The organism is Streptomyces sp. NPDC005070, assembly GCF_053600395.1.
The window spans coordinates 16,661-29,141 of record NZ_JBSFZS010000101.1 but is presented as its reverse complement, the minus strand read 5'-3'; the positions used below and the strand labels follow the sequence as shown (position 1 = coordinate 29,141).

Sequence of the window (12,481 nt, the reverse complement as noted above, 5' to 3'; positions counted from 1 at the left end):
GTCTTGTCAACAGAGCTCTCAGGCCCGGGCATACTCAAAGGCTCGACTCGCGCCCACGAAGGCCAACACTCGCCGGCCTTCGCCTCCCATTAGGCGTACTCATCCCGCGTGATCCGCGAGCACCTGCGCAAGCGCGGCATCCGGGCGGTGATCCCCGTCCCCGCCGACCAGCGAGCACATCGACTGCGTCGCGGCAGCCACGGCGGCAGGCCACCGGCCTTCGACCGCGAGACCTACAAACAGCGCAATACCGTCGAGCGGTGCATCAACCGCCTGAAGCAGTGGCGCGGCCTCGCCACCCGCTACGAGAAGACCGCCACCATCTACCTGGCCGGACTCCACATCGCAGGCATCTTCCTCTGGTCCGCCCGATGATCCGGACGCTCTCCTCAACTCGCTAGTGCGGCACCGAAGCGGACGCGCGCAGCTGGTGCGACCGTGATTGAGCGCTCGGCGTACTGGATGGCCGAGAAGGTCGTGTTGTGGTGGGCGATGACCTGAGCGGCCGACAGCGCAGCACCGGGAGGGCGTTCCGGCGTGGTGTGTCCGTCCGAGACGAGCACAAGGTCGTAGCCACGTGAGAGCGCGCCGCGGCTGGTGGAGTCAACGCAGTATTCGGTGGCGAAGCCGGTGACGATCACACGGCACACCGCCTGCTCGTCCAGCAGATCACCGAGCCCGGTGTTGAGGAAGGAGTCCGCGCTGTCCTTGTCCAGTACGACATCACCCAGTTGGGGTGCCACCGCTGGATGGACGTCGATCAGGCCAGCAGGTACGTCATGGAGCCGATGTCGCAGGTAGATGACCGGCACACCAGCGGAGCGGGCCTGTTCGCCTAGGTCGGCGACCGTGCGCAGGCAAGCTTCGACGTCATAGGCGTCGCTCAACAAAGCAGTCTGCATGTCGATGATGAGCAGTGCTGTCTTCGGCATCACCCGAGCCTATCCGGCTCGACCCCGCACCTTGGACAGGCAAAATTGGCCCAGGAACAACGAGTCCCCGTGATCTAAACGAAACGGCCTAGTCCTGCAGCCGCCTGTGGGGCGCGTCCAGTGGCCAGCGGATGAGATGCGGCACCTGGCGCGCCCGCTCGCCTTGCGAGTGTCGTACCAGGCCGAGGTGCTCAGCGGTCTGTTGGCGGGACCGCCGTCCTGACACCGAGCCCATGAGTCGGAACGGCCGACCGCGCCGGCCGGCCAGCGCGCGGCAGTGGCCGGCTGGGGACGGCCGGGCCTGCGAGGTCGGCCGCCGCGCAGGAGGAGCGGGTGGGCCAGGGAGGCGCGGCTGCTGCACGCTTCCCGGCGGCGGCGGCGGCGGGTGCGGGCCGCGGGGCTGGGGGATCAGGGTGTTCGACGATGCTGCCCCGGGGTCGGGTCCCCTCCGGTGTCTCTTGGCCTCGATCATCACCATGCTTCCGTCGGGCCGCGGCCAGATGATGTCGGCGCCCTGGCCGTTGGCGCGTGTGGAGGGGATGCCGTCAGGATCGATTCCAATGCTGAGGGGCGAGAGCGAGGTCGTGCTTGTCGTGGATGAGGCCGGGTGCGGGGGAGCATCCCGGTACGCCTGCAGCAACTGCGCCGTCAGAGATTTTCCGCGTGCCATCCGCCCCCTCCGAGATGGCGGGGGCGCCGTCCGCGCGTGCCGGCGGAGTGTGGCGGGGGCGGGGTGCTCCCATCCCGTCTGCCATCGACCCAGGCAGAGCCGAGCAGTCGCGGCCCAGGGCGTCAAGGTCGTTCGTCCGGCAGGGCGCTCCACCTTGACGCCCTGAACCACGCCCGCTCCACAGACGTGTGGGTCGACGGCAGACGGGATGGGAGCTGGGGTGAGTGGTGGGCTGGAGAAGTCATCCGGCTGGGCGTTGGTTCGGCTGTCGCCATGGAGAACCCCGACTGCGATCATTCGGGCATGACCTACGATCTTGCCGTTTGGGAGGGAGAGCCCCCGCTCGACGACATCCAAGCGGGCTCCGTCTACGACGAGCTGTATGAGCGCTACCTGGAGTCGGAAGAGGTTGCCGTACCACCGTCTGCGCGTATCGAGAGGTACGTAGAGGCACTCATCGAGCGCTATCCCGAGGATAGTCACGACGGCTACAAGAGTCCGTGGGCGTCCCCGCCGCTGATCTCCGAGGCGTCCGGACCCATGGTGTACCTGCTGATGTCCTACAGCCAGGCCGAGGAAGTCTCCGAATACGCTGCCCAACTGGCCCGGAGTCACGAATTGGTCTGTTTTGATCCACAGGGTGAGGACTTGCGGCCTTGAGGTTCGCTGACGGAAGCGCGGCCACGACGGTCGGCTACCGGCTCGATCTTCCCAAATGGTGCTGTCGTCCGGGCACGGTTCGCTGCCTGTAGGCTCGCCGACCCGCCGTTGGTGCCAGATGAGGAGTGTCATGGAGCTGCTGCCGTGGAGGGTGAACCGTGTCGTGAACAGCGCTCCCGGGGTGATCCCGGCGGTCGTGGCCATCGCGTACCTGGCGCAGGCCGGCGGCACCCTTCCGCGACTGGTGGCTTGCCTGGCCCTGATCGGGTTTGCGGTGGTCGCCCTCAGAGGCTACCGCCTCGGTGTGAGGTGCGAGCACGGGACGCTGGTGGTACATGGATACCTGCGCACGCGAGTGATCGCCCGGGAGAGCATCACAGGGATCACGGACTTCCCGGCGGTCAGATGGACGACGCCCAGGGGACACAAGCGATGGACCCCCATCACGGCGTTCATGACAGACACGAACGAAATCTCGGTCAGCCGACTTCACAAGACGCACGCCGTGGGGAAGCTGCGGCGGTGGGCGAGGCGGTAGGGACCTGGCCCGCCCATGGACCACTCGCACCATAGCTACGGATCACAGGTGTCGTGCCCCAGTCGTGCCCGGTCGAGCGGGCAACAACGGTGAACCGCGGGCACTCACGGGCATCGGGCAACGGATCGGCCCCTGACTGATTACCTGGTCAGGGGCCGATCACGTGCGGTGGGTGTGGGATTTGAACCCACGGTGACTCGCGCCACGACGGTTTTCAAGACCGTGTACCACCTGATTCGCCCGTCGAGACTCCACTGACCTCGGCGTGGCAGGCAGACGGCTGAACCATAAAGTTGGCGGCGCAGATCACCTCTGGCCAGCTTTGGAGCAGTGCATGTCCTCGTTGGATGAGTTGCAGGCCCTTCTGGGGGCTCCTGCCCACCGGCAACTGAACCCGGCCGACTGGGACGAAGTCGAGCAGTACATCGGCTCCGCGCTGCCCAGCGACCACAAGAGGTTTCTGAATGCCTACGGCAGCGGGGTCATGTCTGGCGAGCTCGTTGTCTTCCACCCCACCGGATCGAGCCCGCTCCTTACGCGCATGCGCAAGACGCATCAGACGTTCACCGCGCGCCGAGACAGAGCCCTTAGCCGCGGCGACTCCGGGCACATGCCGTACCCCTTTCATCCTGCACCTGGTGGGCTGATCTCCTGGGGATACGACTACAGCGGCGACGAGCACTTCTTCCTGCCCTGCGACCCGGACCCAGATCGGTGGAAGGTCGTCACGATGGTCCACGAGGAGGGCTGCGAGACCTTCGATAGTCCGTTCTCAAGCTTCGCCCTCACGTTCGCACGGCAGCTGCTTGACGTAGACCGTTACCACGGCATCGAACCGGAAGACCTTGAGTTCCTGGAACCTGAAGACCTAGAGGAAATGGTCGCCAACGGTGAGATCGGCCCCGTACAGCCGACCTTCAAGCCGTTCTGATGTGGCGCCGCGAGGCTCCTGTCACCTGACACCAATAGCTGACACCAACAGGCCCGGACAACAGCGATCAGCGTTGAACCTCGGCGGACGGTCAGCCCGAGGCCACGGCCGGTTAACCAAGGCCGCCGCCCCGTGGTGATTGACCTGATAAGGATGAGGCCAGAGTTCGAAGCCTGCGTTGGGGGCGGGGCACGGTCGGCAAGCGATGAACAACGCCCCACCAGCTGGCCTCCAGCCAAACTCCACTGACTGCGGGGCCAACGGTGCCCCATATCAGAGGTTTTCGCGCATTACGGCCTGGAGGTCCTTACGCGCTTCGTGGAACTGATCAAGAGCTTCGATGTATTCCGCTGAGGCCAGGGAGAGGTCCGGCCTCGTATCGAGCAGATCTCGCCACTGACGCAAGAGTCGGTACACGCGATCCGACTTCTCCTTGACTGCTGCCGGTGCCTGCAGATTGATCTCATAGCGCCGCGTGAGCACCGAGGAGTCTCGAAAGGCATCCAAGGCAGCCTGGTAGCGGACAGTTGGGTCAGCCTCCCGCAGGATGATCAGCCGCAAGGAAGACGAACTCTCGGTCAGAGCCGTGAGGTACCTGGTGTAGAGATCTCGTCGTACATCCTGAACACGGCTCGCATGATCACGGCGGTACCGCACGCGATCGACGAGCAAGGTAGCGCCGATGCCCAGCATGGCGCCGATGACCGTGCTGATCTGTGTCCCCCAGTTCACGAGCGGCACCGTAGTGCTACTGGATCGCTCAGGGAACCCCGCAAGGTAGGACGCAGGCTGCACCACCGCTGATTCAAGGGCTGGAGCAGTGGTCAGCGACCGTGCGGTACAGCACAGGAGTACAGCAACCGCATCGGCTGCAGGCGACCTCTCGGAGTCGCTAACAGTCCAGTCGCTAGGCTGCACCGACCTCATGTGGTCTCGGGTACCCCACGCTAAAGACCTGGCAGAACAAGATGTCACCCGATCGTGCGGCGGACCCGGTTGTTACTCAACGGCCGGCAGAGCCTGGTGATCGTGGGCCGGTCGTGTCAGAACTGCGGATCTTCGGACCATCCTTCGGTGCCGTTCGCGGCTGAATGCCATGGGGTGCAGTCCGGCGACAGGTCGGTGTCGCAGAACAGGAAAGGATTCCGCTGGCCCTCGAGTCCTGCGGAGCTTTCGCCCCAGGCGTCGAGGGCATCGATGGCCCGTTCACGGTGCTGCCAGAGCTCGCTGGCTCCGAGCACCTGGCGGACCAGGGGCACCAGGGCTGCTCGGTGGTGCAGCAACCGGACATCGTCGAGGAGTGGGATGCATGCTGCTATTGCCCCTTCGCGCACCGCGCGGTCGGTGTCGTCGACGTAGCGGAAAGCGGCGGAGAACAGCAGTGGTCGCATCTCGCGTACAGCTACGGCGGGCGGGTGGTCATCGAGAGGGAACCCGAGCCGTTGGCCTACCTCATCAACCGCGTCGGTCACTGAGTCGGCAACTGATCCGAGCCAAGACAGCAAATCGGCGCGTATGCATCCGGGGAAGGATCGGTGGGTCTTGTCGACCGAAAGTGTTGTCCGAGGATTGGGCAGGATCGCAGCCACGTACTGGGCTGTGGGTACCGTCGCCTCGTAGACCGTGCCCTGGTGGTGCAGGATGCCGAACAGATTGTCCAGCGCCTTGGTTCTCACACCCTGGTCTGTATCCAGTAGCGCGGTCAGGATCTCGGGTGCATCTGTGGCTGGCCCGTAAGCATGCTGGAGCGCAGCCCAGTTGGTTCGGGTGAGCGTTGAGCGGGGATTGGGCAGGTCGGCGGCGGCTGGAAGTCTGTGATCGTCTCTCACGCGATGCGCCACAGTGGGGCTTCGTACTGCTCCGGACGGCTGCTGAGCAGTAGAGCTCTGAGGTCCTGGCGCTGCTCGCCGTTGAGGCCGAGGGCTTCGGTGATCCTGCGGAACGTGGTGTGCGTGATGCCACGGTCGCGAGCCTGGGCCTCGAACTGGTCGAGCCAGCCGAGCACGGCTTCCGGGTCGAGCCTCTGTTCCGGCTGGCTGCCGAGCCAACTGGCCTTGTTGCGCTCGTAGTCGATCTCCGAGTATCCGCAGACCTCGCGGCTGTACTGCTCCGCCTCAGCGAGGGTCTCCGTTGCGAGGATGGCGCGTGCGAGCTCGTTACGGTCGAGAGCCTCGTCCAGCTCCGCTTCGTGGACGGTGGGGCCTTCGTCGGTGAGAGGGACCGGTAGGCCGGCGTCCCTGACCTCGCAGAGGCCTCGTACCCCACGGGCTGTGGCCGCCAGCATCGCCGTCGCCTCGGACGGGTGCCACTCCAGAACCGAGCTGATCGGTTCGACGTGCTCAGCCGTGAGCGTCAGCGTCGGCGGGCCCATTCGGTCGGCCAGAAGCTCGGCTGAGAGCTCTCCGTCCAAGCCGGGCCCGGCGACCAAGAGCCGCACGGGCGCGTTGACTTGGCAGCACGCGGCCAGCGTGAGGGCGTCGCCCAGCGGGCTGCGGAGAGTGGGTTCGTCGCCCTTGGCGAGGATGTCGCCGCCCACGTCCAGGAGGTCGATGGACTCGGGGGCCAGGTGCTCGATGAGTTCTTCGAGCTGGCGGGTGACGCCCTCAGCACCGTGCATGGGATCGATCAGGGCGAAGGTGTGGGGGAGCTCGGCTGCCAGGCGAGGGAGTGTCGACCCCGCGGGGGCGATGGGCTTCGCATCGGCCGGGACCGTCCAGACACTTCGCGTGAGAGGACGTAGGCCCGTGAAGTTCGCCGGCCCTCGGGGTCCCGGCACCGGGTCGATCAAGAGGCGGTCCCACGCGTACGTGAGGATCACCGCCGGGCTGTCGCCACCCCCGTAGAGGGCTGCGTCGAGCATTGCGGCGGCGACTGCGTCGCCCCCTCCTCCTGCTGCCACGATCAAGCGGGTCACCCTCGCAGCGTACGGGTTCCCCTGCTGGCCACTCACCCTATAGTGGCTACTGGTCATAGCCACTTAGGGAGGGGCTCCGATGCCGCAGATCGAAGAGACCCAGCCCAAGTACCTCCAGATCGCCCACCACATCCGCGATCAGATCTTGCGAGGCGACTTGAGGCCTGGCGATGAGGTTCCGTCGGAACGTCAACTGGCCGCAGACTGGAACGTTTCCCGCCCTACGGCTGCTCGGTCGCTGGAGGCTCTGAGTCACCAAGGTCTGGTGGAGAAGCGCCAGGGTTCGGGTACTTACGTGCGGGGCCTTGCCGTGAATCGGCGTGCCAGGGAGCTCTACGGTCGCGCCAAGCAGACCGGCAAGATCTACACGCCGGGCGAGTACGCGGTCATCACGTCCGCCGGCTGGCTGGAAGCCCCCAACTACGTGGCCGAGGCGCTGAGTCTGGCGTCTGGAACCCGAGCTGTTCATCGTCGACGGGTCACCAAGAACGAGTCGGGCCCCATCACCATCTCAACCTCGTGGTTCGCTGCCGATGTCGGCGAGCGGGCGCCCAAGCTCTGTGATCCTGACCGGATCCAGGAGGGGACGCTCATGTACGTCGAGAGCGTCACGGGTCGGCAGGGGAGCTACGCCGAAGACCGGATGTGCGCCCGGGTGGCGACGGATGATGAGGCTGCTGACCTTGAACTTGAGTCCGGAGCAGCCGTCCTGATCGTTCATCACGTGGTCTATGACCTGCAGGATCGGCCTCTGGAGTTCGCCGAGGCCACGTACCCGCCCGGGCGTTGGGCGTTCGAGCAGGGCTACCCGATCAGCTAGAAAATCAGCCTTCTCTCCGAGAACCGCTTGTGGCTCCGAGTGGCTAATGCCACTATCCAGTAAGTGGCTAAGGCCACTTGACCGGAAGGGGCACGGACGTGAGCCAGGAGTGCGGGGAGTTACGGCACGTCTCGCGGGAAGTGGTCTGCCGTGGATGCCGGGGGCGAGGGTGGAAGCACGTCGGCTCCCGCTCTGCCCTGGCACTCTCCGGCGCTGATGCTCGCGTCCGTGCTACGTCCAAGCGGCGCTGTCTCGACTGTGACGGCACCGGTAGGGAGTAGTGGCGCTCATGGCGGATGCGCGTGAAGAGTCCGAAGCCGCGGTAGCCGGACCATCGCCGATCGGGGGTATGACCCTCTATCCCGTGCCTGAGTCCGTAGCTTGGGCCAGGCGATGGTTCCGGAAGTTCACCGCCCCGTACAACCTGGCCTGCCCGATCGATGACTGCGTCCTGATGCTCTCCGAACTGGTGACGAACGCGATCCTTTACGGGGAGGCCGAAGAACCGTGGCGGGTCCGGGTCGAGTGGTCGCGCCTGGGGGAGTCCCTGCGGGTGGACGTCCACAACCCGGGCTTTCCGGCGGATGTCCGGCTCCGAAGTCCCCGAGCCAACGATGCGCACGGCCGCGGGCTCTGCCTGGTGAACGCGCTGGCGGACTCCTGGGCCGCCGGCCCCAGCCGCTTCGGTGGAACCGTCGTGTGGTTCCAGATCGACGAAGCGTGGAAGCCGTGAGTCGACCCCGACCTGTGGCGCCTGCGTGTCCGCGGCTGTTCAGTACCCACTCACGTGAGTAGGCCGGCTGACAGGTTGACTTTGCGGAAAGCCATGGCCGAGGAGCGCATCCCGAAGAACGTCGCCCAGCTCGTCAAGGTCCAGCGGGCCCGGCGGAAGCGGCCCGAACCGTGGTCGGTGGAGGAAGCGTGCACGTTCCTGGAGAACGCTCAGATCTGGCGGGACTACCTCTGCTCCGCATACGTCCTGGTTCTCGTTCTTGGCTTGCGCAAGGGAGAGGTCCTTGGCCTCACTTGGTCGGATGTGAACCTTGACACGGGGAGTTGCACATCCGCCACCAGCTACAGCGGGTCCGCCGGTGGCTGCTGCACACCGACACGGCCAAGACGGAGGCGTCGGAGGCGGTGTTCCCGCTCCCCGACATCTGCCTGACCGCCCTCCGGCTCCGGCAGAATGAGCAGCAGGCTGCGAAGGAGCGGGCCGAGGAGCTGTGGACAGAATCAGACTTCGTCATCACCACTCGCTACGGCACCCCGGTCGAGCCGAGGAACTTCACCCGCGAGTTCGACCGCCGCTGCCAGCGCGCTGGCGTCCGCCGTATCCGTGTCCACGACACCCGCCACACCTGTGCCTCGCTCCTGGCGGCCCCCTCGGATCGCGATGCAGATCCTTCGCCGCTCGGAGATCGCGGTCACGATGGAGGCCCATACGCACGTGCCCTCTGCCGAGACCCGCCGGGCGCTCCGCAAGCTCGGGAAGGCGCTGGGCGGCGGCAGCAAGCAGAAGAAGGAAAAGAAGGCGAAGCGCAAGCAGCACGAACGAGCGGAGGGGCCGTCGGCCGAGGACGGCCAGCAAGAGTCATAGCGGTTGCTGTACTCCGTTGCTGTACGCACGACAGAGGCCCATTCGCGATCACGCGAATGGGCCTCTGACCTGTGTCGGGGTGGCGGGATTTGAACCCATGACCTCTTGGTCCCGAATGAGGTTCGGGCGTGATCCACCTCTGCGGATCTCGTAAACATGCAGGTCAGAGCGTCGGTCTGACGTGGTGCGGCAGGGTCTCGGTTGGTCTCCGGCGGAAGATCATCTCCCAGACTTCTCCCAGCGCGGGGTGCTGTGCCGGGCGCCCACCTCGGAGTCTTGGCTGTGGCCTGCATTGCGCAAGCAAGTTTGCCTGGCTGTCTGCCGGTGTCCCCGCCCCACTCATGCCTGGTAGTAGTTCGCGCTAGTGCGGGCGCGGCCGTTTTCGGGGATGCTTCCCCAACAGGACTGGGGCGGGGCATAAATTGGCAGCCAGGTGATCTTCGGTGGGGGCTGGTGTGGCAGGTCGGGATCTGCGAGCGCTGTTCAGTACGAACGACCGCACGCTTGGGACTGCGGAGGCGTTCACGAACCGGCAGGCGCAGTGGGGGTTTGTGGTGGCTGCGCTCACCGAGCACCTACGGCATGTCAACAGCTCTACCTTTGCTCCTGAGGACCTGGAGGCCGCTCGGGACAATGTGGTCGTCTTCCACGGGATCGGTGGCATCGGGAAGTCCACGCTGTCGCGCAAGTTCGAGGCGTCCCTCGCCGACCCGGGGCAGCGCCCCGCTCAATGGGGTGCCCCCGTTTGGGGTGGAGCGCGGCTCCTGCCCATACGGATCGACCTCGCGCGCTCCGCGAATCCCGACTTCGAGAAGGTCGTGCTCAGTGTGCGCCTCGCGCTGGCCGCGATCGGTCGGCCTCTGCCCGCCTTCGACTTGGCGTTACGTCGCTACTGGGAGCAGCAGCACCCGGGGGATCCGCTGGAGGACTTCCTCAACCGAGGCGGCCTGGCCGCCCGGTTCGGCAAGGCGCTGCCACAGCAGATGCAGTCCGCGCTCGCTGACGTCGCCCAGGCCCTGCTGCTGCCGGGCACGGTGGGCTCTGCGATCGGGCAGGTGACCGGGGCGCTCGTGGGAGCGCTGCGCGAGCGTCGGCAGACCGTGCGGGCGCTCGCCGGCTGCGTGCGCCTAGCCGATCTCCTGGAGGGTGAACCGGATCTGGACTCCCTGTCCTACTACCCGCATCTGCTCGCTTGGGAGCTTGCCCGGATACCCGCCGCGAAGAAGGTCACGCCGGTGATCTTGCTTGATGGTTTCGAGGAGATCGGGGACCGCACCCATCGGGACTTCGAACGCCTCCTGCAGCGCCTCGTGTGGCTGATGCCCAATGCCTTCTTCGTCATCACCGGCCGCTCCCGTCTGCAGTGGGCCGACGAAGCCCTTCAGGGGCAGCTCGATTTCACCGGCCCCGCCGCCTGGCCCGGCCTCGTTGCCCACGACATCCCCCAGGCGCGCACCGAGCCCTCTGCCCGTAGCCGTGAACGGCAGATGCTGATCGGTGACTTCTCCTTGGAGGACTGCGACGACTACCTTGCCCGCCGCCTCTCCGCGAATGGCCGCCCCCTCATCGGCGATGCCATCCGTAGGGTGATCGGGCAGCGCTCGCACGGCTTGCCGTTGTACCTGGACCTTTCCGTGATGAGGTTCCTGGAGCTTCGACGCAACGGGCACACTCCACAGCCGACCGACTTCGACCATGACTTCCCCGCGCTGATCGCCCGCACTCTCTCCGACCTCACCGCCCCCGAGCGCCATGTCCTGCGCTCCGCCAGCCTCTTCTCCTCCTTCGACGTGGCTCTGGCGACCCGGGCCGCTGGTCTGCCTCAAGAAGCGCCAGCCCTTAGGCTCGTCGAGCGTCCCTTCGTACGAGAGACGCCTTTCGGACTGTGGCCCTTCCACCTGCACGCCCTCATCCGCGCGACGATCCGGGGCGCCGACGACCAGACCGACGACCGCTGGTCTCCCGCCGACTGGCAGCAGGCCGCCGTCCGGGCCTTCGCCGCCCTCGGAGAGCAGTGGAGTAGCGGCTCGGACCGCGATCGCCTGCTCCTCGTGGGCTGCTTGCGCCAAGGACTGGCCATTGCCCGCGACTACCGCCTCGACCTCGGCTGGCTTATCGAGGCTGCCTGGACGTACATCGGCGACTCCGTATGGGAACCGCTCGACCTGGCCGCCAGCCCTGAAGAGGAGGGCGTCACGGCCACAGCCGCCGACGTGCTGGTGGAGTTGCTCAGTGCGCTCGCCCGCCGACAGCACGAGAACCGCGCCCGCACCGTGCAGCGCCTGGTCGCAGTCGCTGACACTGGGTTGCTGCCTGCGGAACTGCACGAGGTGGCCATCTACTACCGAGCCAAGGCACAGCGCGACCTCGGGCACACAGAGGGATCCCGCCAGGGGATGCAGCTGGTCGCCGCAGGTGGTGGACGTCTCGCAGCGAACGCCCGCCGCGGGCTCGCCCATCTCTCCCGGCTTGCTGGTGACTTCCCAGCCACTCTTGAGGCCGCTGAACACTTGGGCTGGGCGGGTCGGCACCATCGCGTCGTGGGCGACGTGCGATGGGTGCAGGGCGACATGGCCTCGGCTGCAGAGGCTTTCGGGGCTGCCCGCGCGGAGGGCGAGGCGCATGGCAAGAGCGGTGAGGCAGCCATGTCGCAGGCGATGCGGGCCTTCACCCTCGCGTTCACGACCGAACCCACCATCGATGATGAGATCGACCTCGGCGAACACCTCCTGGCCCAAGTCGACCTGCGCGCCGCGACTCTGGACGTACGGATCGCGGCATTCCTGCGCGACGCCGGAACAGACACGGGAGTTGAAGACCGGGCCCAAGTGCTGAGCGCAGAGATCAGCACTTCGGGGCTGCTCTTCGTCCAGGCCAAGCTCGAGTTGGCACGCGCCTTCCACCACGCCATCCGAGACGACCAGGCGGGCGTCGCTTCCAGAATCAGCCGACTCCGTGAGTTGACCCGTGAGGGCTACTACGCCTACTACGTCGACATCGCCCACTTCATGGCCGATCTCCCCCTCGACGAACCCTCCAGCGCACGGTGGCTCGACGAGCAGCAGACAGTACGCCAACGCTGGCGCAGCGTGATCATCGACCGACGCGCTCTGCTCGCGTCACGGTCGGCCACCGGAACACTGTAACCAGGCATACGACTCGGTAGCCGTCGGACGCTTCAAGTGGACTGCGGGAAGCCGCAGTTGTCCTTCGCCAACCAATCAATGCGGTTGACACAGAACCCAGTCGTGCAGGGTGAACGGCGTGCGCCGCCTAATCAGGCGGCGGTTCCGCCCGGCGGCGCGGAGAGCGAGAGCACATCCTTGAATCGCCGGCGACTCTCTCGGCCCGCAACTACCGTGTGATGGACCAACGACCGTCTGCAGAATCCGTCCCAAATTTATTGCCGCTCAGGGCAT

At 66.1% G+C, this 12,481-nt stretch carries 11 protein-coding genes, 1 tRNA gene and 1 pseudogene; 8 read left to right on the top strand and 5 right to left on the bottom strand.

The genetic code is table 11. The features are described 5' to 3' along the window. Window positions 1-93 precede the first annotated feature (93 nt). Window positions 94-375: pseudogene (locus ACWEBX_RS28225) on the top strand (transposase); the annotation flags it as partial. A 14-nt stretch (window positions 376-389) separates the two neighbouring features. On the opposite strand, the gene ACWEBX_RS28220 reads toward ACWEBX_RS28225, so the two are convergent. Next, window positions 390-932 (bottom strand): isochorismatase family protein, encoded by a 543-nt coding sequence (locus ACWEBX_RS28220; protein ID WP_451887608.1) that lies wholly within the window; start codon window positions 930-932, stop codon window positions 390-392. 973 nt (window positions 933-1,905) lie between these two features. Between ACWEBX_RS28220 and ACWEBX_RS28215 the strand changes: the two genes are divergently transcribed. Together ACWEBX_RS28215 and ACWEBX_RS28210 are read left to right on the top strand one after the other, a co-directional pair. Further along, window positions 1,906-2,262, top strand: coding sequence for a hypothetical protein (locus ACWEBX_RS28215; RefSeq protein WP_451887607.1), 357 nt, complete (start codon window positions 1,906-1,908; stop codon window positions 2,260-2,262). Between the two features lie 130 nt (window positions 2,263-2,392). Beyond that, entirely contained in the window at window positions 2,393-2,800 is a 408-nt protein-coding gene (locus ACWEBX_RS28210; RefSeq protein WP_451887606.1) for a hypothetical protein, read from the top strand. A gap of 166 nt (window positions 2,801-2,966) precedes the next feature. Here ACWEBX_RS28210 and ACWEBX_RS28205 read toward each other — a convergent pair. Further along, window positions 2,967-3,060 (bottom strand) — tRNA-OTHER (locus ACWEBX_RS28205). Window positions 3,061-3,134: 74 nt separating this feature from the next. Between ACWEBX_RS28205 and ACWEBX_RS28200 the strand changes: the two genes are divergently transcribed. Beyond that, window positions 3,135-3,731, top strand: coding sequence for a hypothetical protein (locus ACWEBX_RS28200; protein ID WP_451887605.1), 597 nt, complete (start codon window positions 3,135-3,137; stop codon window positions 3,729-3,731). Between the two features lie 273 nt (window positions 3,732-4,004). On the opposite strand, the gene ACWEBX_RS28195 is transcribed toward ACWEBX_RS28200, so the two are convergent. From ACWEBX_RS28195 to ACWEBX_RS28185, 3 genes are all read right to left on the bottom strand, one after another. Next, complete coding sequence (locus ACWEBX_RS28195) at window positions 4,005-4,463, bottom strand: hypothetical protein (protein WP_451887604.1); 459 nt, start codon at window positions 4,461-4,463, stop codon at window positions 4,005-4,007. Between the two features lie 311 nt (window positions 4,464-4,774). After that, window positions 4,775-5,407: a hypothetical protein gene (locus tag ACWEBX_RS28190; RefSeq protein WP_451887603.1), complete on the bottom strand. Its 633-nt coding sequence runs from the start codon at window positions 5,405-5,407 to the stop codon at window positions 4,775-4,777. Between the two features lie 149 nt (window positions 5,408-5,556). Continuing rightward, window positions 5,557-6,636, bottom strand: coding sequence for a DUF1152 domain-containing protein (locus ACWEBX_RS28185; RefSeq protein WP_451887610.1), 1,080 nt, complete (start codon window positions 6,634-6,636; stop codon window positions 5,557-5,559). A gap of 88 nt (window positions 6,637-6,724) precedes the next feature. Here ACWEBX_RS28185 and ACWEBX_RS28180 point away from each other — a divergent pair, with 88 nt between their 5' ends. The 4 genes from ACWEBX_RS28180 (at window position 6,725) to ACWEBX_RS28165 (ending at window position 12,208) form a co-directional block, all read left to right on the top strand. After that, window positions 6,725-7,465, top strand: coding sequence for a GntR family transcriptional regulator (locus tag ACWEBX_RS28180; RefSeq protein ID WP_451887602.1), 741 nt, complete (start codon window positions 6,725-6,727; stop codon window positions 7,463-7,465). Between the two features lie 289 nt (window positions 7,466-7,754). Next, a complete protein-coding gene (locus ACWEBX_RS28175; protein ID WP_451887601.1) occupies window positions 7,755-8,198 on the top strand; it encodes an ATP-binding protein in 444 nt (147 codons plus the stop codon). Window positions 8,199-8,858: 660 nt separating this feature from the next. Next, window positions 8,859-9,062, top strand: coding sequence for a hypothetical protein (locus tag ACWEBX_RS28170; RefSeq protein ID WP_451887600.1), 204 nt, complete (start codon window positions 8,859-8,861; stop codon window positions 9,060-9,062). A gap of 443 nt (window positions 9,063-9,505) precedes the next feature. Beyond that, on the top strand, window positions 9,506-12,208 hold the full coding sequence (locus ACWEBX_RS28165; RefSeq protein ID WP_451887599.1) for an ATP/GTP-binding protein: 2,703 nt from the start codon (window positions 9,506-9,508) through the stop codon (window positions 12,206-12,208). Window positions 12,209-12,481 lie beyond the last annotated feature (273 nt).

Coding starts and splice junctions, on each gene's coding strand:
- ACWEBX_RS28220 (WP_451887608.1), bottom strand. CDS start 932: ATGCCGAAGACAGCACTGCTCATCATCGACATGCAGACTGCTTTGTTG.
- ACWEBX_RS28215 (WP_451887607.1), top strand. CDS start 1,906: ATGACCTACGATCTTGCCGTTTGGGAGGGAGAGCCCCCGCTCGACGAC.
- ACWEBX_RS28210 (WP_451887606.1), top strand. CDS start 2,393: ATGGAGCTGCTGCCGTGGAGGGTGAACCGTGTCGTGAACAGCGCTCCC.
- ACWEBX_RS28200 (WP_451887605.1), top strand. CDS start 3,135: ATGTCCTCGTTGGATGAGTTGCAGGCCCTTCTGGGGGCTCCTGCCCAC.
- ACWEBX_RS28180 (WP_451887602.1), top strand. CDS start 6,725: ATGCCGCAGATCGAAGAGACCCAGCCCAAGTACCTCCAGATCGCCCAC.
- ACWEBX_RS28175 (WP_451887601.1), top strand. CDS start 7,755: ATGGCGGATGCGCGTGAAGAGTCCGAAGCCGCGGTAGCCGGACCATCG.
- ACWEBX_RS28170 (WP_451887600.1), top strand. CDS start 8,859: ATGCAGATCCTTCGCCGCTCGGAGATCGCGGTCACGATGGAGGCCCAT.